Source organism: Candidatus Nanopelagicales bacterium (assembly GCA_030700225.1).
Lineage (GTDB): Bacteria > Actinomycetota > Actinomycetes > S36-B12.
Window position 1 is genome coordinate 1 of sequence record JAUYJT010000012.1, and the last position, 19,106, is coordinate 19,106.

Consider the following 19,106-nt stretch of genomic DNA (forward strand, 5'->3'; position numbering starts at 1 on the left):
CCGCGTGGTCCCTGGGAGGCGCGACCGACCTGGACTCGTTGGCCAGCGTCTGCTGGCCACATCACCGTCAACTCGACCTCGGCCGGTGGGAACTGACCCGCGACACCGAGCCAGACCAACCCGGGGCGGGCCAACCCGGGGGCGGGGAACCCCCCGCGGGCGATCCATCCCAGCCGTGGTGGACCGTCACCCCAACACCGCGACACCGATGGCGAAGACCCCCGCCCTAGCCACGGGCGGTACGGGACGGATTCCTGCGCGGGCCGAGACCAGTCCCCCACTTCGTTGGGGGAGGGACCCCCAACGTGAGGCTTGAAGCCGCCGGGCGCGGCCCCCGGAGGAACCGGGCGCGGCCCCCGGAGGAACCGGGCGCGACCCCCGCAGGAACCGAGCGCGACCCCCGCAGGAACCGAGCACAGGGCAGCCCAACAACCCCGAATACAGGCTCTCCTGCTTCTTTCGTGGCAGTTTCATGATCGTTTAGACCGTCCTGGGAGTTGCGGGTCGAGGCCGCCGAGGTTGAGCATGATCATGGCGATGAGGGCCTGGGCGCTGTGGAAGCCGTAGGCCATTCGGGCCAAGACGCGACTCTTGGTGTTCGTGGATTCGACGATCGCGTTGGAGAGGTCGTGTTCGATGCTGGCCAGGATCCGGGCCCGATGTTTGGTGATGGCCTTGGCCAGTTTGATGAACGCCGGGATCTGGCAGCAGGCCCGCCGTGAGGCCGCACTCGCGGGCGGCTTGAAACGCGGCGCGGTGACGGTCGGGGAATCCGCTGGCAGGCTCGAGCACCACCAGCTGTTCTTCGACCGGATGAAGGGACGCCGGACCGAGAGCCCCGTGCACCGCCACGGCCAGCGCGGGCGCCCGCGCAGACCAGCCCCGGTGCCGGTCGTTCGCCCTGGCCTCGGATGGACCCAGCCGAAGTTGTTCGAAGCCCGCCGGGACTTCACCTGTTTCGACGAAGACGAAGACACCGACCTGAGCAACCCGTGGCTGACTTGGGCGATCTACCTGGCTCACCGCAGGGGCGAGGCCCGCGGCTGGAGACCGGGGACCCGCCGAGACGTTCGCCGGGGACTGATCATCGTCTTGTCCAGACACACCGCCGGCACCGAGGTGCACTACTGCGAGATCTTCCCGGCCCTGCGGGCCCGCTCGATCAGCGTCGAGCGGGTCGGCGAGGTCCTCGAGGAGATGGGCGTTCTCGTCGACGACCGGCGGCCTTCCTTCGAAGTCTGGCTGGACCGCAAACTCGACGGCCTCGCCCCGGGCATCCGCGACGCCGTCGAGATCTGGCTGCGAACCATGCGCGATGGCGGCCCCCGCTCCAAGCCCGCCGACATCGCCTCCGTCTGGAATCGCATGAACAACCTGCGCCCTGCGCTGATGGACTGGTCAGGCCGCCACGACCATCTGCGCGAAGTCACCCGCGACGACGTCGTCGCTGTCCTCGACGAACTGCACGGATCACGCCGCGCCAACGTCCTGGGCTCGCTGCGGTCGCTGTTCGCCTTCGCCCTGAAAAAGCACATGGTCTTCCGCAACCCGACCCGAGGCATCAAGGTCGGCGCACACCCCTACGGCATCATCCTCAGCCAGCCTGGCGGTCAACACACGCCGCCCGCACCTCAGCCATGACCTCCCTGCTCCTGGACGACATCGATCTGGGCAACCGGCGGCTGACCATCAGCGGCCGGGTCCGACCGATCGACAAGCTCACCCACGAGATCCTGATCGAATGGCTCGACTACCGGCGCACCCGCTGGCCGCGAACAGCGAACCACCACCTGATCATCAACCAGATGAGCGCAAACGGAACCGGTCCGGCCAGCACCATCTACTTCGCCAAGACAGCACTGCGCGGCCAGGCCGCGACCCTCGAACAGCTGCGCGTCGACCGGCAGCTCCAAGAGGCCCTGGCCCATGGCCCGGACCCGCTCCACTTGGCCGCCGTGTTCGGACTCGACCCCAAAACCGCGATCCGCTACGCTGACAACGCCAGGCAGCTCCTTCAGACCACCGCCGAGGAACAAGACCCCGCCAGTCCCCGCGAACCCAAGGGTCCGAACACCCCATAGAAGCTACACGTTCACCAGTTCACCCCGAAGACCCTTCAGTTCGCGTGAACTCTGGGGAAACCCGGCCCGTGAGGAACATCGATGCAATAAGTCACGCTAAGCACCTTTAGTCGCGATGAACAGCAGCCCCTCGAGGGCTAACGTGATACACCACCTGTTGTAACGGAATATAGGAGTTAGATGCCTGGGGCAATGAGTCGGGCCATCCCGAACAGGTCTGGGCACAGACTGCTCGCGGAGCAACCGTAGTTGCGTGTCAGGTGGCCAAAGATTTCCTCTTTGGCAGAGTCTGGAATCAGGATGCCTTGAAGGTAAGTGACGACACGCTGTTGCTCAAGGCGACGGGGGCGCTGCAATTGTTGTAGTTCTGGCCGGGGAAAGAGAGATGCTGGCCGTAGTAGGTGGAGATGCAACCACCGTAGTCGGCGTCTCTGTAGAGGTTGATCACGTTGGTGAAGATGCCCTTGCCGTATGAGTTGGTTGCGTCGTTAATATGGTCGCCCACGTATTGGACGCCATAAAGCGTCCCCGGCGTGCCTCCGGCCCACGCACCATTCCCGCCATCACACCGGGTTCCTTTCCAAAGCACTACCGTATGGTCTCCCGTACTGCAATCACCCAGATTGGGCACGTCCTCTTGTACGGTAGGTGCAACCAGGGAGGGATGAGGAATGGGTGCGTTCGGTTCGCCTGACTCACTTGAATCAGCGGAAGAAGCCACGTCTTCGATAGCCGCGCCAGATGAGGCGCTGCTCTTAGTGACAGCACCCGTCAGGGCCTCAGATGTCTTGGCCAATTCTGTCTCGCAGTCCTTGACCGCTTTCTCCGCTTCCGGAATCCCTTGCTTTGCATCGTTGAAGAAGGACGTGTCCATGCTGGTGAGAGCCTGCTCGCATTGATCAATGCTGGCTTCGTATGCCTTCAACTGTGCTGTGTTGGAACTGTCCTCGACCAAGTAGTCGTGCGCGTTTCTTGCGTTGGTTAGTTCCACTGCCGCGATGGAGTAGCCCTCACTGACGGTGGCGAAGACATCATCCGCGATCCCGGTCTCCATCTTCGTTACGCCGCTCCGAAACTCATTCAGACTCGACGTGACTTGGCTGTTCGCTTCTGCGGTCGTGGTGGGCACTTCGGGGCCGTAATTCACCACGGGGGTTGGGTCTGAATCGGAACCGGAAGATGCGGTGGGAGAGGCTGCGGTCTCACCTGAGCAGGCACCCAACATCAAGCTACCGACAACAACCGCTGCTCCGAACAGCATTTTCGTATTCGCCATGTTGGATTCCCTCCTTTCGCAAAGGGACACTACAGCGCATCAGCGATCTAGTCGCGGTGAGCGCGCCTGAAGCAGACACGTACGTCCGCCTCGGCCAGTGAGGAACAACCATGCGAAACATTACGATTAGGAAGCGCATCGCTAAGGACCCGCGAAGAAATAAGGTAGGACCTTCACGGCATGTCGCTTGGCAGGATCGTGTAGTTCCACTCGCCGTGGAATTCGTGACGGATCAGAGGTAACGCGTCGATGTCCTGCTGGGTGTAGCTGATCCCGGTGGGGTATTCGCCGGTGTCGAGGACGGCGTGTACGGTGAGGCCGGTTTCGGTGGTGGTGCTGGCGACCAGATCGACGATGGCTTGGTGGCTGATCAGCGGTCGGCCTCGCCAGTTGAGGGTGATCTGGGAGAAGAGCCGGTGCTCGATCTTGTTCCATTTCGAGGTGCCCGGCGGCAGGTGAGTGACCGTGATGGTCAGGCCGGTGTCGGCGGCGAACCGGGCCAGTTCGATCTTCCAGGCCCGGACCCGCGAGCCGTTGGACCCGCCGCCGTCCGCGCAGATGAGGAGCCGGTCGGCGTGCGGGTACCTGTCGCGGCCGATGGTGTCCCACCAAGTGCGCAGGGTGGCCACGACGAACGCGGAGGTGTCGTGGTCGGTGCCGACGCTGACCCAGCCGGTGTTGGCGGACACGTCGTAGACGCCGTATGGGATCGCCTTGCCCAGTTCGGGGTCGGGGAAGTCGTGGACGTTGACCCGTTCCGGTCGCCCGGCGGGGGCGTATTCGCGGCCGCCGTTCTTGAACGCCCCGACGAGTTCCTTCTTCTTGGTGTCCACCGATACGACCGGCTGCCCGGCAGCCGCGTGGTCGGCGACTTGATCGGCGAGGTAGCGGAACTGGGCGTCCCGGTCGGCGTGCTGACGGCCCTCGGTGACCTTGGCGTTGCCCTGCAGGCTGAACCCCATCGACGCCAGCATCCGCGCCACTGTCCGATCCGAAACGGTGTGCCCCTCCCCGGTGAGCACCCCAGCCAGGTGCCGCGTCGACTTGGTCGTCCACACCAGTGGCGACATCGGGTCTCCCCTGGTCTCTGGATCCACCAACTCCAGCAGCCGCGCCGCCAGCACCGGGTCGGTCTCGGCCAGCTTCTTACGCCCCCCGCCCGGTGCCCTGACCCGGGCCTGCGGCTCCGGTCGGCCCTCCATCTCCCGCACGCCACGGGCCACCGTGTCCGGATGCGCCCCGGTGGCCCGCGCGACCGCCTTAATCCCGCCACGGCCCAGCTCCCCGGCCTCCGTGCCCAGGAACAGTCGGCGTTGCCGCTCATCCAAGTGGCCCCTGAGGACCTCGTACCTACGGCCAACAGACTCCGCAAGATCCACGTTGCTGCTCATAGCGCAAACGATAGTGGCCCCGCATCGGGAAACCTACGTTATTATGACGCGCGCCCTAACGATCGTTCGCGGACACCCTCGCAAGTGGGCGATGGCTACGAGGCGGGCACTGTAACGCATCACCACGATCTGAACCGGGCACGGCCCCGGAGGAACCCGGATCAGATCGTGATCAGGAACCCGTCCGTGTCGCGGGCGGGACGAGGTGTGGGCGGCTGGGCCGGGAAGCCAAGAGCGATCATGCCGAGGGGCTGCCAGTCATCAGCGACGCCGAGAACAGAACGCACGACGTCAGGACAGAACACGGTGGAGGAAACCCATGCTGACCCGAGGCCCTCAGCGGACAGCGCGATCATCAGGTTCTGGACGGCGGCTCCTCCGGCCATCAGGAACATGTCTCGTTCGTAGCCAGCCCTCGCCGCGTCGGGATAGTCGTGAGCGGCGCCGCCGAGATCCAGGAATGGAAGCACCAGCTCGGGGGAACATCGCAGCAGAGCACCTCGCTTCAGACGGCGTTCGATGGCGGCATTGTCGAATCCGTCGAGCTGTGCCAGGTCATTGCGCCAGCGCTCGGCCATGGCATCGAGAAGCTCGTCACGACGCTGCTTCGTGCGCAGGTGCAGGAAGCGCCATGGGGATGAGTGATGTGGCGCGGGCGCGGCGATGGCGGCTGCGACGGCGCTTCGGACAAGCGCACTGGGAACGGGCAGGGCAGCGAATTCCCGCACGGTCCGGCGGCTCAGTGGCGCGTGGCGCATGCCGTCGGCGAAGGATTCGCCTGCTCCGCGCCGGAACAGGTCCTCTTGCGCCGGTCGGATCAGGTCAGCCGCGCCTGGACCGTCATCGGCGATGACGGTTGAGGAAATGCCACGGGCTACCGCTACGGGGAGACCAGACGACTTGCCGCGCACGAGGTCGGCCGCCCCGGCGATCTCATCAGCTACCGCGGGTGCGGTGACAGCCAGCGTGTTGCCGTAGCTATCGAAGGCGCCGCTCAGATCGAGAATGGGCCTCATGCCAGCCACTCCGATGGCCGTGTCTGTTTGTCCGAGCCTCCAGGCCCTGCCCAGTGTGTCGGTGACTACGACCGCGAGCGGCGCGACCCCTGTGGCGGACTGAAGCTGGGCTCGCAGTCGCCGGGCCGAACCGTCCGGGTCTTTCGGCAAGAGCACAACGGATCCGGGGGCTGTGTTGCTCGCGTCTACGCCTGCGGCCGCCAGCACGAGCCCGATCTTCGTGCGGACGATGCGAGTGTCCCCGGTCCTGGCCACTACATCGGCGGTTTCGTCGCTTACGGCCTTATCCCGGGCTACGCCGGTGAGCAGGCGACCCTCAGCCTTGGCCACGACCTTGCTGCTGATCAGGATCACGTCGCCGGGTCGCACGCCGAAGGTTCCGTCCGGCCAACACAACGCGGTGAGCGCGTCTCGCAGCTCCGCCACCAGGTCGGTGCTTGGCGTTACCTCGCCGATCCCTGGCACGGCGACGACACTCAGTCCGGACGGGGCGACTGGTAGCCCTGGGCTCGCCTTAGGTCCAGTCACGATCGAACCCGGTCACCCAGATCGATCGCAGCCGCTGCGATCTTCGCCGATTCCACTACGTCGTACATCAGCAGCGGCCGCTCCGCGACCAGCCACCCCTCTTCGCGGAGGGCACTGGAGTGCTCCTCGTCAACGGTGTCGACCAGCCAGGCATCCAGCACGCCGCCATCGCGACGTCTCCCGTAGTGCCGCGCGACATCGCCAGCGGTAGCCGGTACCCCGATAGCCTCCAGACAGCGATCTGCCATCCCGCGGACTGGAGCTCCGCTGATGATGGGCGAGACCCCAACTACCGGAGCAGCGGTCTGCTCCAGGGCCTCCGGAACGCCCGGAACGGACAGGATGGCGCCGATGCTCACTACGGGATTGCTCGGTGCCACGATTACCAGATCCGCTGACACGATCGACTCCACTACCCCTGGGCCCGCTGTGGCGGAGTCGGCGCCGACGTAGGCGAATCCTTCCGCGGGTATGTCAGCGGAGTGTCGGACCCACCATTCTTGGAAGTGCATCGCCCTTGCCTGCGGGTCACGCACGCGAACGTGTGTTTCGACGCGGTCGTTGGTCATGGGCAGAAGGAGCACGCCCGGGTTCCAGCGGGCACACAGCGCCGCGGTCACCTCGTTCAACGGATATCCGGCCGCGAGCATCCCAGTTCGCACGAGATGCGTCGCGAGGTCACGGTCGCCCAGTCCGAACCACGTGTTCGGCAAGCCGTAGGCGCGAAGTTCCTCGTTCACCCGGAAGGCTTCGTCGGATCTTCCCCAGCCCCGCTCCTCGTCCAGCCCCGACCCGAGCGTGTACATGATCGTGTCAAGATCCGGTGAGATGCGCAGTCCGTGCAGCTGAATGTCATCGGCCGTATTGCCGATGACTGTGATCTCGTGCGGTGTGCCGTCATCGGCTGCGACATCTCGAAGCCCGCGCGTGAACCGGGCTCCTCCATGGCCCCCGGCCAACACAGATACGCGCATCGCCCGATCGTGGCAGGCGGCCAGCCCGATCCGATCCTGAGGGTCAAGTATGCGGATTCCTGGCCGCTTCTAGGCTCAGTCTGTGCGAGAACCAAACGATCGGGAGATCCTGCGCGCGCTAAGGCGAGCGGAGAAGGGGATGTCAATAGACCCGCGGGAGGCCGAGTGTCTCTTGGCAGCGCGCGGCGAAAACCTTGAGCGTCTTGTCGCTGTCGGTGGCCGTGTGCGCGATGCGGGGCTCGTCGAGGCGGGGATTCCCGGGCTAATCACTTACTCGCCGAAGGTGTTCATTCCCCTCACCCGCTTGTGCCGGGACCGTTGCCATTACTGCGCATTCGCAACCGACCCGGCGAGCCTCAGGTCTGCTGGCCAGAGCCCCTATCTGAACATGGCTGAGGTCGTCCAGACCGCCAGGTCCGGCGCTCAGGCTGGCTGCACGGAGGCGTTGTTCACGCTCGGCGACGCCCCAGAACTCCGCTGGCCAGCCGCGGCGGAGTGGCTGGACTCGCGTGGCTACGAGGACACGTTCGCGTATCTGCGAGCCGCTGCGATCGCGGTCCTGGAGGAAACGGGGCTGCTTCCGCACTTGAATCCTGGAGTCATGTCTTGGCAGCAGATCCAACGGTTGCGGCCCGTGGCCCCGAGCATGGGCTTGATGCTTGAGTCGTCCAGCCGCCGACTGTTCACCGAGGCGGGCGGTGTCCACTACGGGTCGCCGGACAAGGATCCGGAAGTCAGGCTGCGCTCGATCGCTGATGCTGGGCGCCAGGACGTCCCCTTCACAACGGGCGTTCTCGTCGGGATCGGCGAGAGCGCCGGGGAGCTAATCGACTCGATACTGGCGATTCGCTCACTGGCCCGCGAATACGGTCACATCCAGGAAGTGATCATCCAGAGTTTCCGCGCGAAGCCCGGCACGGTCGCGGGTTCCAGGCCCAGCATGTCCACAGATGCCTACGTAGCGTGCGTTGCTACTGCTCGGATACTGCTTGGTCCACTCATGCGAGTGCAAGTCCCTCCCAACCTCAGTGAGGCGCAGGACCTGGCCAGACTCATAGCCGCGGGTGCCGATGACTTCGGAGGCGTCAGCCCGATAACGCCCGACCACGTGAATCCTGAGCGGCCTTGGCCCGGTGTGGAGGAGCTGCGGTCCTTGACGGTCCGGGCGGGTTTCGAGCTTGTCCCAAGGTTGGCGGTGCATCCTCGGTACGTCAGGGAAATCGAGACGTGGGTTGACCCCAGGCTCCACGAGCACGTATTGGCCTTAGCGAACGCCGAAGGGCTGGCGCAGCGCGAAGCTGCCCCACGCGGCATCCCATGGCAGGAGCCCGACCTGGCACTTTCGGAACTCGCGCTGCTACGTCGTGCCGCGAGATCAGCGGCGAATGGGGGCGGAGTCGCGAACTTCGGGTCCGGGTCAGGCTTGGGCATCGGCGATTCGGTCGCCGCGCAGATGGCCGACCGCGCCCGGCGTATCCGACAGCCCGAGTTCCTACCGCATGATCTGCGAATGGCGATGAACCTCGCTGGACGGGATCCGGCCGCTCTGGCTGCCCCGCGCAACCGGGATTTGGCCGTGGCGTTGATGGCCTGTGACGGCCCGGCTCTCGAAACCGTGTGCCGGATGGCCGATGACGTGCGAGCTGATGCTGTGGGCGAGACGATCACCTACGTCGTCAACAGGAACATCAACTTCACGAACGTCTGCTACTCCGGGTGCCGCTTCTGCGCCTACGCCCAGCGCGAAGATGATCCCGATGCCTTCACGATGAGCCTGGACGAAGTGGGCAAGCGCGTTGTGGAAGCCGCCGACTGTGGCGCGTCTGAGATATGCATGCAGGGCGGCATCCACCCGAGGCTTCCGGGGTCTGCGTACTTTGACCTTGCCCGCGAGGTCAAGCGGCGTGGCCCCGAGTTGCACCTGCACGCATTCAGCCCCATGGAAGTCGTCAATGGCGCGGCACGCAGCGGACTGAGCGTTCGTGAATGGCTGCTGGCCGCGAAGGAGGCGGGCGTCGATTCGATACCCGGAACCGCCGCCGAGATCCTCGATGACGACGTGCGGTGGATCCTGACGAAGGGCAAGCTGCCGTCGCGAGCTTGGATAGACGTCATCTCGCTCGCACACGAGGTTGGGTTGCCGTCGAGCGCGACGATGATGTACGGGCACGTCGACGGGCCGGAGCAGTGGGTCGATCACATCGTCACGATCCGTCGGGTCCAAGAAGCGACGGGCGGATTCACCGAATTCGTGCCGCTGCCGTTCGTTCACCAGCAGGCGCCCATCTACCTATCCGGAGTGGCCCGACCCGGTCCAACGCGCCGCGACAATCGAGCTGTGCACGCGCTAGCTCGTTTGATGTTGTTCGGCGCCATTGATCACGTTCAGGCTTCTTGGGTCAAGCTGGGGGAGGACGGCTGCGCTGAAGTGCTCAACGGCGGCGCGGATGACATGGGCGGCACGCTCATGGAGGAGTCGATCTCCCGAATGGCCGGATCCCAGCACGGAACCAGCCGAACACCCAGCCAGATGGCGGCCTTGGCGACTCTGGCCGGCCGTTCCTGCGCCCCCAGGACCACGGTCTACGGGGCTGCCCACGGAGCTGTCGCAGCTACTTGATTCAGGCCGCGTGGGGAAGTTGTCAACAGGCTTGGAACCCAAGATGTGCCACATTGTCGGGTTTCTATCCACAGATCTTGGAATTTCGCTTGACCAAGGCGAAGAACACCCATGTAATTACAACCGCGTCGTCAGGGGCAGGGAGAGCTGGCGGTGCGTCCGTGGAGGGGAAGAGGGAGGACCACGGTGAGTGAGACATTTTCATTGCCAATGACCGAGGATGAAGAACTGCCTTGGCAGGAGCGGGCTCTGTGCGCGCAGACTGACCCAGAGGCGTTCTTCCCCGAAAAGGGCGGCAGCACGCGGGAGGCCAAGAGGGTCTGCCTGTCGTGTGAGGTTCGCGGGGAATGCCTGGACTATGCGCTCGCCAACGATGAGCGCTTCGGTATCTGGGGTGGCCTCAGCGAGCGGGAACGCCGCCGCTTGAAGCGCGCTGCTGGCTAACGTCCGGGGGAGTTACTGGCGTAGCTCGACCGGTTCGGACGTTGCCTGGAGCGAGTCGCGAACGCCGTCAAGGCCGCAACTCGAAATCAGAGTCGCGAAACCGCCCCATTGTGTCGCGAATGTCGCCTAATGTGTCGCACGCGCCGCGAGTGTCGGCGCAGGTTGGGGCGGCATGAGTACAGCGACGACGGCCAGCTGGTTGGCATCCCGCACGCGGCCCTCCGTTCACAGGAAGGGCGAGCATCGTGTGACGGCCATCCTCGTGGCCCACGACGGTGAGGTTTGGCTCCCGAGGGCGCTAGATGGATTGGCGCGGCTGGCCCGCCATCCAGACCAGGTGATCGCCGTCGACTCAGGTTCGCGGGATCGCAGCGTTGAGTTGCTGCGTAGATCACCACACGTAAGCGAAGTCGTGGTCGCCGACAGGGATTTCGGTTTCGGCGAAGCCGTCGGGCTTGGGCTGGCCCGGGCAGGCAGAGTCGTGGATGTCACCGAAGTGGATGTCACCAGCGCCGCAACCGTTGACATCAGGACAGGAAACCCTGGGGGCGTTCGGACTCCCGAGCAGCAGCGGGGCGTAGAGCCTGGCGCGACTGTGGAGTGGCTGTGGCTTCTGCACGACGATGTCGAGGTCAGCCCGGACTGCCTTACGCGGATGCTGTCGGCCGCTGACGCACATAAGGACGCGTCAGTCATCGGACCCAAGGTCAAGGGCTGGAACGACCGTGGACTTGTCGTGGAGTGCGGAGTATCCATAGCGGGATCGGGCCGCCGTGACGTGGGAGTGACCCGGGGGGAACGCGATCAGGGCCAGCTCGATGGCCGCCTCGACGTCCTCGGCGTCGGCAGTGCCGGGATGCTCGTTCGCCGGGAACTGTGGGAGCGGCTAGGCGGCTTCGACGCCGAACTTCCCATGTTCCGCGATGATTTGGAGTTCTGCTGGCGTGCCCGCAGGTCTGGTGAGCGCGTCATCGTGGTGCCGGGGGCGGAGATCCACCACGCCGAAGCCGCCTTCCGGGGCCACCGCTCAATAGAGGCGGCACCTGATGAGGCCCTCAGCGCCGATCGGCGGGCCGCTGCCATGGTCATGCTGGCGCACGCACCGAAGCGGCGCGTGGTGCTGAAGGGACTGCGGCTGCTGCTGGGTTCGCTGATTCGCGGGATCTTCCTGACTTTGGTCAAGGTGTCCGACGGGGCGTGGGACGACCTACGGGCTGTGATCGGTGCTTTGTCCTCGCGTCGCGCGGTTGCCAGCATGAGGGCGCGCGTTCGTCAGGCCGGTGACGTAGGCGACGGCGCGGCCAGGCAGCTCCGGCCTTCACGCGGAGCCACAGCCACGCATTGGCGGGACGATCTGGCCCAGATTCTCGGCGCGAAGTCCCGGGGAAACTCCTCGGGGGCAGCATCACGGGAAGATGCCAGGCAAGCCTTGCGCTCCCGCATCCGGAACGCGCGTATCTTCGCCCTGGCCGTCGTCATGCCTGTACTGATCGTCTGCCTGGTAGCTACGGCTGGACTGTGGTTCGGGCCCGGGCGGCTGCTCGGCGGGGCGCTCCTGCCGGCGCCCGACAGTGTCGCTGACCTGTGGTCATCGTTCTCGTCTGCCTGGCATGACGTCGGCCTGGGTTCGGCAGTCCCGTCGGCTCCGTATCTGCTACTTCTGGCCGCCGGGGCGATTCCGCTGGCGGGCAGCGCGACCATGGCCGTGCAGGTGATGCTCCTACTTGGCCCTGTCTTCGCGGCTGTCACGTCGTACCTGTCGCTCCGGGGGCTCGTGCGCGGAATTCCTAGACTCGTCGCCGCACTGGCCTACGCACTCTTGCCCGCGACGATCGCCGCGGTGGGAACCGGGCAGCTCGGAACCATAGCCGTCGCGATCCTGCTGCCCCCGGCCGTGCGCATGATCGCAAGGGTGTCCACGCTGAGCGGCTCGACGCTCCGGTCCGCCAACTGGTCCACTGCCGGGGGAGCGGCACTGCTGATGGTGTTCATGTTCGCGTTCGCGCCGCCGGTGAGCCTGCTGATCGCGGGCTTTGGGCTCGGCGTCGCGCTGGTTAGGCGCACCCGGACCGGTGTCGCCCGGATGCTCGTGGTTCTCCTGGCACCGCTGGCGGTTCTTTGGCCCTGGTCCGCCTACGTAGTGACCAATCCGACGTTGCTGCTCTTCGAGGTTGGAGCGGTGTCCCCGGCGCTCACAGATCCCGGTCCCAGTCCGCTGGAGCTTCTCGCGCTGAATCCGGGGGGCCCGGCGGCTCCCCCTGCGCTCCTGGGGGCTGTCCTGGCCGTATTGGCCGTGCTCGCGCTCCGCAGACGCAGGACCCGCGCGCGTGTGGCGACCGCATGGCTGTTCTTCGTTGGGGCACTGGCTCTGGCTACAGCGCAGAGCGTCCTACTCGTCCCTGTTCCGTGGAGCCAGCTTCACCAGTCCGCTTGGCCCGGCGCGACCACTGTGGTGATGGGCGCGGCTCTGATCTTCGCTGCGGCTGTCGGCGCTCCGCTGTCCTGGATGAGGAGCCGCAGGCGGATCACGGTCCTCGCTGTCGGGCTGCTGACGCCAGCCTTGCTCGCGGCGTGGTGGGGGATGTCCGGGGGCCAGATCATGGAGAGGGGAGATCCCTCGGGTGTGTCACCGTTCATCGCCGCCGAGATGGTTGGCCCGAATGCCCCCCGGACGATGGTCATCTCCGGTGCCGCGAACGGCGCTGTGACCTACCGGCTGATCTCGGGTGAGGGCTCAAGGATCGGGGACGCGGACGTCGCTCCGCCGTCTGGGACCATGGCCGAGCTCGATACCGGCGTTGCCCGCATGCTCGCCGGGCAGGGGGACGCGACCTTCCTGGCTGATGAGGCGATCAAGTACGTGCAGGTGCGGCAGCGTGATGCCCCCCGGATCGCCCGGCAGATGGATGCCGTCCCCGGGTTGAGTCGCCTGTCCACTGTCAGCGGCACCGCGCTGTGGACGGTTTCTGGGGTTCGTGCCCGCGCGGATGCGACCGCGTCAGACGTGGCATCCGCGCCGTCGCCGATCCTGGGGGAACTTCCTGGGCGGGTGCTGGCGCTGTTCGCGCTGCTGGCCCTCGTCGTGCTCGCCTCACCCAGACTGCGTCGCCGACAGGACTCACCCAGGTTGGCCACTGACGCTGGAGGTGAGTGCCCGTGAGCCGCAGGAGCGGACTGGCGGCGGTCTTGGTGCTCGCCCTGGGCGTTGGTGTGGTAGCCGTCGGGACCTTCGCCGGAGAAGACCTAGTGGTGGCGTCTGGCGACTCGGTGGCGCCAGTGCGCGAGCATGTCCGTTCGTCTCGCTTGGGCTGTCCGGACGTCGGCGACATGGAGGGCAGGTCCACCTGGGTGAGTGCGGCGAGTGTCCCTGGATTGCCAGGCCAGTCTCAGGATGGTTCGCTCAACGTGATCGGGGGGGCCAAGCTGTTCACGATCGGCACCCCCGGTGGGTCGGGGACGGTGGATCAGTTCAGCTCCGATTCCGCACAGGTTCGCGCGACTGGCGGCATGGCGCCCGGGGTCGTGTCCGCCCGCGTGTCAAGCGATCGCCGCGAGGAGGGACGTGGAATCGCGAGCACGCCGTGTTCGCATCCGTCTTCGGACCTCTGGCTGCTCGGTGGCGGCGCCAGCAAGGGTCAGCGCGATGTACTCGTGCTGACCAACCCAACCGATACCGACGCGGTCGCCGATGTCCGCGTATATGGCCCTGACGGCCTGGTAGACACAACGGGGACGCGGGGATTGGCTGTGGGCCCGGGGCAGGCATCTGAGCTGCAGCTCGACGCGGTCGCCCCCGATGTTCCTGTACTCGCGCTGCATGTGACGACCAAGGTTGGGCTTGTCACCGCCGCAGTGCTTGACAACCGCATGGATGGGCTGGTTCCCCGGGGGGTTGAGATCATCCCGGCGATCGCGGGCCCGCGCAAGCGGTTCGTCATACCAGGTGTGCCCAGCGGGACAGGGGTCCGGGAGCTTCTATTGTTCGCGCCTGACAAGCCTGGCACCGTCAAGGTGCGGGCCTTCACTTCCGGCGGCGTTGTCGGGATGCCTGCCATGCCCGGAACTCGGGTTGGTTTGGACAGCGTCGTGCGTGTCGGACTGACCGGGATACTGGCGGGTCGCGCGGCGGCGGTTGAGGTCACAAGCAACGTGCCCGTGCTGGCGGCCGTGTCTGCTTCATCTGATTTGAGTTCGCGCGGATCAGATCTGGTGTGGGGGGTCCCAGGCTCCGCGCTGTCAGGTGCTTCGGCGATCGCCGGGCTTCGGTCGGGTTGGAGCACCAAGCTCCTGCTGACCGCCACAGACGGTGACGCGCGGGCCTCGATAAGCGTCCTTCCCGCGGCCCTGTCCGGGGCCAAGCTGGTTCCGGTCGGTGATCCGGGTGGCGAGATCGTGGTTCCATCCGGCCGGACTGTGGAAGTTGATGTGAAGGCGCCGAAGACCTCCGTCTACTCGGTTGTGGTCCGGCGGCTCGACGGGCGCGGCCTCCATGTCGCTCACGTGCAGGCGGACCGCGACGGAATGATGACAGGCTACGCGGCGGTGGATGTTTCACCGTGGGTCAAACTGCCGCCTGTAGGTCCGGAATACGGGCGCGGTTGAGCAGCGGCGACACGGGCCCAATTACCTGGGCGACGGGGGCAAGAGAGTAGTTTTCGCATGTGAGCCGTGCCCGTCGCTGTAGCAAGCCGTCGTGCAATCGATCCGCGATCGCGACACTCACGTACGTCTACGCCGACTACACCGCTGTACTCGGGCCACTGGCCACGTACGCCGAACCGCATTGCTATGACCTGTGTCAGGTACACAGCGAGCGGCTGACCGCACCCAGGGGGTGGGAAGTCGTAAGGCTCCAACCCGATCCAGACGCGTTGAAACCCAGTAGTGATGACCTGGAGGCTCTGGCGAACGCGGTGCGGGAAGCCGGGCGTCCGCGTCCCTCGGAACCGCTGGCCGCCGACGAGCCCACCCCCCCAGGGACGATGGAAGTCAACCGGCGGGGTCACTTGAGGGTTCTTCGCAGCGTCGACGGCTGACGCACAATCGAGCCCGCTAGGCTGCGAGCGTGCGAGATCTAGATGCTGTGATCAAGGCTTATGACGTCCGTGGCACCGTGCCCGATCAACTGGACGCCGAGCTGGTCCGAGATGTCGGGGCGGCGTTCGTGCATGCGGTCGGGGCCCGCAACGCGGATGGCGGGCCGGGAGCCGTAGTCGTAGGCAATGACATGCGAGAGAGCGGCCCGGAACTGGTGGCCGCCTTCAGCGATGGAGTATGCGGCCAGGGGTGCGACGTCGTGAGGATCGGACTTTGCTCCACCGACGGGTTGTACTTCGCCTCGGGAAGGCTCGGACTGCCGGGCGCCATGTTCACCGCCAGCCACAATCCGGCCCAGTACAACGGAATCAAGATGTGTCGGCCGGGGGCGGCTCCCGTCGGTCAGGACACCGGTCTTGGCGAGATCAAGCACATGATCGCCGAGGGGGCTATCCCTGAACCAGAGGGGCAGCGCGGATCAGTGCGGGACCGTGACCTGCTGGGGGAGTACGCGGGCTTCCTGCGTTCACTGGTTGACGTCAGCGGGATCCGGCCCCTGCGAGTAGTCGTCGACGCCGGTAACGGGATGGCCGGGCTCACGGTGCCGGCGGTTCTGGGTACGCAGGCGGGCCTGGCGCCCTTGCCGGTGACTGTGTCGCCGATGTACTTCGAGCTTGACGGGTCATTCCCGAACCATCCGGCGAATCCGATCGAACCTGCCAATCTCGTCGCTTTGTGCGAGAGGGTCCGGCAAGTGGGCGCTGACCTGGGGTTGGCCTTTGACGGTGACGCTGACCGCTGTTTCGTCGTGGACGAACAGGGCAACCCCGTCAATCCGTCAGCGCTCGGCTGCATGATCGCCGATCGGATCCTGACGGACGAGCCGGGGGCGACCATCATCCATAACGTCATCACGAGCCGGGCTCTGCCGGAGCTCGTGGAGCGGCGCGGCGGGAAGCCAGTGCGCACGCGCGTCGGCCACTCGTTCATCAAGGGCACGATGGCCGAAACGGGTGCGGTGTTCGGCGGTGAGCATTCCGGTCACTACTACTTCAGGGACTTCTGGCGGGCGGATTCGGGGATGCTGGCGGCCCTTCATGTCCTCTTCGCGCTGGGCCACACCGAACCTGGCACGACTTTGTCATCGCTGGTGGATACGTACCAGGTCTACCGCAACAGTGGTGAGATCAACTCCGAGGTCGCGGACCAGGCTGCCGCGACGGAGGCCATCCGCACCCGGTACGCGGGGCAAGAGATGGACGAGCTGGACGGGCTTACCGTGTGCGGGGACGGCTACTGGTTCAACGTCCGGCCTTCCAACACCGAGCCTCTACTGCGCCTGAATGTCGAGGCCGACGATGACGAGACGCTTGATCGCGTCACGAATGAGGTGTTGGCCATCATCCGTGGAGGGCGAGATGCCTGAGGATTCGCTGGGGATCGACCCTTTGCTGCGGGAGCTGCTCAGGTGTCCGTGCCCGGAGCATGTCGAGCTGGACGATGATCTGGCGGACAGCGAGTTGGTCTGCCGCCGTTGCGCCACACGGTTCCCTGTACGCGACGGGCTTCCCGTCATGTTGCTCGACGAGGCCACCGCGGGTCCGGCTGGCGTTGGCGAGGTTGCTGGGTGATGGAGCTCCGCCCGGACCGTCCGATCCTGATCGGCGGTGTGCTCAAGGACTACGACTGGGGTGTGGTTGACGGCCTGGCCGCGTGGACCGGGCAGCGAGATGGCCGTCGGCAGGCTGAGCTGTGGTTTGGGGCTCACGCCAGCTCTCCTTCGCCTCTGGCCGGTGACCATTCGGGACTCATCACCGATGTCCTGGCTCCGGAGGATGTGCCGCTGCTCGTGAAACTCCTCGCCGCGGAGACTCCCTTGTCGCTGCAGGTACACCCGGACAGGGCGACCGCGATCGCGATGGCGTCCGAGCCGGGCAGTCGCGGCCTGCTCGCGGACGAGAACGAGAAGACAGAGATGCTCGTGGCGCTCGCGCCGAGCACCGTGCTGGTGGGTTGGCGGCCGCCCGTGCAGGCGGCGCGGCTCCTGGGCTGCGCTGGCGTCAGCCCTGAGGTGTTGGCCGCGCTGGACTCCGGCGACAGCGCCTTGGCGGCGGCGCTGTTGCTCGGTTCTGAGGCGATGTCCCGCACCCTGGAACAGTGGCACTCCGCGCTGACCGAGTGCGGGCTGGACGAGGTCACGGTCATCGCGATGAGCGCTGTGGCCCGACGGTTCGGCGAGGATCCGGGAGTGGCTGTCGCGACGTTGCTGGACGCTAGGCGCCTGAGTCCAGGTGAGGCCGTTTACCTACCGGCGGGAGTGCCCCATGCCTACGTGCACGGGATGGGCGCGGAAGTGATGACATCGTCGGACAATGTGCTACGGCTTGGCCTGACCCACAAGACCGTGTCCGTGGAACACGCGTTGGAAGCGATGCGCCGCGACCGCACGGGGACGCTGTTGAGCGTCCCGGGCGACGGGCGGTACTCGGTCCCGGGGGCTCCCTTCGAGATTGTCTCGGTGGGTCACGAGCCCGTCGAGTTTGAGGGCGGAAGGTACAGGTTGGTCCTGCCCGTGAGCGGATCGGCCGCAGCCGACACGGGCACTGACGTGGCAACCGCACCGCAGGGTCTCGCGCTGGCCCTGACCTCGCGCACGCCGACGGTGAGGATCACCGCATCGGGTCACACTCTGGTGGCCGTGGCTCTCGCACAGGACCAGGTTTGAGCTCCGAGGGGGGACTGAGAGCCGTCGTGGCGGCCCTGCTGGCGAATGTCGGGATCGCGATCGCGAAGTTCATCGCCTTCGCGCTGACCGGCTCGTCGTCGATGCTCTCCGAGGCTGTTCACTCGCTGGCTGATTCCGGTAACCAGATCCTGCTGCTCGTCGGTAACAAGCGAAGCCGCCGACGCTCAACCTCGACACATCAATTCGGATACGGGCGGGTTCGCTACCTCTACGGGTTCATAGTCGCCATCGTCTTGTTCCTCGTCGGTGGCCTGTTCTCGCTGTTCGAGGGTTGGCACAAGATCCAGCACCCCGAGGCGCTCAGCGACCCCGGGGTGGCCTTCATAGTTCTTGGCGTGGCCATCCTGCTGGAAGGCCTGTCTCTGCGAATCGCGGTTCGGGAGGCCAAGAAGATGCGCGGTCGCCACGGGCTTCCCTCGTTCTTGCGGCGGACGCGCAACCCTGAGATTTCGGTGATCCTGCTGGAGGACACAGGTGCCCTCGTCGGGCTGGTGTTCGCTCTGGCTGGCGTGACTGTCGCCACGCTCACCGGTGACGGGCGATGGGACGGTCTCGGCGCTGCCGCTGTCGGCACCCTGCTCGTCGTGATCGCCGTGTTCCTGGGCGTTGAGATGGCATCACTGCTGACAGGGGAGAGCGCGCTGCCGGAGGAGGAGCGCGCGATTCGGCAGGCAATCGAGTCCACCGACGGCGTGGGCAGGGTCATCCATCTGCGCACTTTGCACCTTGGTCCGGACGAGCTCCTCGTCGCCGCCAAGATTGGGGTCGATCCTTCGCGGACGGCGCTGCAGGTGTCCTCGATCATCGACGCCGCCGAGAGGCGACTGCGCGAAACGGTGACCAAGGAATGCGTCGTGTACCTAGAACCGGACATCTACGAGCTGGGCGAGGCTGGGGGCACTTCCTAGACCGAGGGGCGGGCAACGTCCGCTGCTAGAAGTGTGTGGCAAACTGGCGGTCGCGGACCATCGAAGCCTCGTGCCGTTCGCTCCC

General features: G+C 65.9%; 14 protein-coding genes and 2 pseudogenes. 11 read left to right on the plus strand and 5 right to left on the minus strand.

Features of this window, described 5'->3' with window-relative positions; translation table 11 throughout:
- Positions 1–470: 470 nt before the first annotated feature.
- Positions 471–707, minus strand: a pseudogene (locus Q8P38_01190) (transposase).
- On the opposite strand from Q8P38_01190, the gene Q8P38_01195 reads away from it, so the two are divergent.
- Positions 637–1,641: a hypothetical protein gene (locus Q8P38_01195; GenBank protein MDP4013229.1), complete on the plus strand. Its 1,005-nt coding sequence runs from the start codon at positions 637–639 to the stop codon at positions 1,639–1,641. The pseudogene Q8P38_01190 and the gene Q8P38_01195 sit on opposite strands and share 71 nt — an antisense overlap.
- Positions 1,638–2,081 carry a hypothetical protein gene (locus Q8P38_01200; protein MDP4013230.1) on the plus strand — a complete coding sequence of 148 codons (444 nt, stop codon included), beginning with the start codon at positions 1,638–1,640 and terminating at the stop codon, positions 2,079–2,081. The genes Q8P38_01195 and Q8P38_01200 overlap by 4 nt, the downstream gene beginning before the upstream one ends.
- A 295-nt stretch (positions 2,082–2,376) precedes the next feature.
- Here the strand turns inward: Q8P38_01200 and Q8P38_01205 are convergent, their stop codons facing one another.
- From Q8P38_01205 to cofD, 4 genes and pseudogenes are all read right to left on the minus strand, one after another.
- Complete coding sequence (locus tag Q8P38_01205) at positions 2,377–3,357, minus strand: hypothetical protein (protein ID MDP4013231.1); 981 nt, start codon at positions 3,355–3,357, stop codon at positions 2,377–2,379.
- 188 nt (positions 3,358–3,545) lie between these two features.
- Positions 3,546–4,748 (minus strand): annotated as a pseudogene (locus Q8P38_01210) (ISAzo13 family transposase).
- A 161-nt stretch (positions 4,749–4,909) separates the two neighbouring features.
- The gene (locus Q8P38_01215; GenBank protein MDP4013232.1) at positions 4,910–6,292 is read right to left on the minus strand and encodes a coenzyme F420-0:L-glutamate ligase; all 1,383 of its coding nucleotides are present in this window, start codon (positions 6,290–6,292) and stop codon (positions 4,910–4,912) included.
- Entirely contained in the window at positions 6,289–7,266 is a 978-nt protein-coding gene (gene cofD, locus Q8P38_01220) for a 2-phospho-L-lactate transferase (protein MDP4013233.1), read from the minus strand. Before cofD ends, Q8P38_01215 begins: the two co-directional genes overlap by 4 nt.
- A gap of 82 nt (positions 7,267–7,348) precedes the next feature.
- Between cofD and Q8P38_01225 the strand changes: the two genes are divergently transcribed.
- From Q8P38_01225 to Q8P38_01265, 9 genes are all read left to right on the plus strand, one after another.
- Positions 7,349–9,886: a bifunctional FO biosynthesis protein CofGH gene (locus Q8P38_01225; protein MDP4013234.1), complete on the plus strand. Its 2,538-nt coding sequence runs from the start codon at positions 7,349–7,351 to the stop codon at positions 9,884–9,886.
- Positions 9,887–10,096: 210 nt separating this feature from the next.
- Positions 10,097–10,330, plus strand: coding sequence for a WhiB family transcriptional regulator (locus tag Q8P38_01230; protein ID MDP4013235.1), 234 nt, complete (start codon positions 10,097–10,099; stop codon positions 10,328–10,330).
- A gap of 172 nt (positions 10,331–10,502) precedes the next feature.
- Positions 10,503–13,490 (plus strand): glycosyltransferase, encoded by a 2,988-nt coding sequence (locus Q8P38_01235; protein ID MDP4013236.1) that lies wholly within the window; start codon positions 10,503–10,505, stop codon positions 13,488–13,490.
- Entirely contained in the window at positions 13,487–14,932 is a 1,446-nt protein-coding gene (locus Q8P38_01240) for a DUF5719 family protein (GenBank protein ID MDP4013237.1), read from the plus strand. The genes Q8P38_01235 and Q8P38_01240 overlap by 4 nt, the downstream gene beginning before the upstream one ends.
- A 59-nt stretch (positions 14,933–14,991) precedes the next feature.
- On the plus strand, positions 14,992–15,366 hold the full coding sequence (locus Q8P38_01245) for a DUF3499 domain-containing protein (GenBank protein MDP4013238.1): 375 nt from the start codon (positions 14,992–14,994) through the stop codon (positions 15,364–15,366).
- A gap of 29 nt (positions 15,367–15,395) precedes the next feature.
- Positions 15,396–16,793 (plus strand): phosphomannomutase/phosphoglucomutase, encoded by a 1,398-nt coding sequence (locus tag Q8P38_01250; GenBank protein ID MDP4013239.1) that lies wholly within the window; start codon positions 15,396–15,398, stop codon positions 16,791–16,793.
- Positions 16,786–16,998, plus strand: a complete 213-nt coding sequence (locus Q8P38_01255) for a Trm112 family protein (protein MDP4013240.1) — start codon at positions 16,786–16,788, stop codon at positions 16,996–16,998. The genes Q8P38_01250 and Q8P38_01255 overlap by 8 nt, the downstream gene beginning before the upstream one ends.
- Positions 16,998–18,092, plus strand: a complete 1,095-nt coding sequence (gene manA / locus Q8P38_01260; GenBank protein ID MDP4013241.1) for a mannose-6-phosphate isomerase, class I — start codon at positions 16,998–17,000, stop codon at positions 18,090–18,092. The genes Q8P38_01255 and manA overlap by 1 nt, the downstream gene beginning before the upstream one ends.
- Positions 18,089–19,021, plus strand: a complete 933-nt coding sequence (locus Q8P38_01265) for a cation diffusion facilitator family transporter (GenBank protein MDP4013242.1) — start codon at positions 18,089–18,091, stop codon at positions 19,019–19,021. The genes manA and Q8P38_01265 overlap by 4 nt, the downstream gene beginning before the upstream one ends.
- The last annotated feature ends 85 nt before the right edge of the window (positions 19,022–19,106 follow it).

Coding starts and splice junctions, on each gene's coding strand:
- Q8P38_01195 (MDP4013229.1), top strand. CDS start 637: ATGCTGGCCAGGATCCGGGCCCGATGTTTGGTGATGGCCTTGGCCAGT.
- Q8P38_01200 (MDP4013230.1), top strand. CDS start 1,638: ATGACCTCCCTGCTCCTGGACGACATCGATCTGGGCAACCGGCGGCTG.
- Q8P38_01205 (MDP4013231.1), bottom strand. CDS start 3,357: ATGGCGAATACGAAAATGCTGTTCGGAGCAGCGGTTGTTGTCGGTAGC.
- cofD (MDP4013233.1), bottom strand. CDS start 7,266: ATGCGCGTATCTGTGTTGGCCGGGGGCCATGGAGGAGCCCGGTTCACG.
- Q8P38_01230 (MDP4013235.1), top strand. CDS start 10,097: ATGACCGAGGATGAAGAACTGCCTTGGCAGGAGCGGGCTCTGTGCGCG.
- Q8P38_01235 (MDP4013236.1), top strand. CDS start 10,503: ATGAGTACAGCGACGACGGCCAGCTGGTTGGCATCCCGCACGCGGCCC.
- Q8P38_01255 (MDP4013240.1), top strand. CDS start 16,786: ATGCCTGAGGATTCGCTGGGGATCGACCCTTTGCTGCGGGAGCTGCTC.
- manA (MDP4013241.1), top strand. CDS start 16,998: ATGGAGCTCCGCCCGGACCGTCCGATCCTGATCGGCGGTGTGCTCAAG.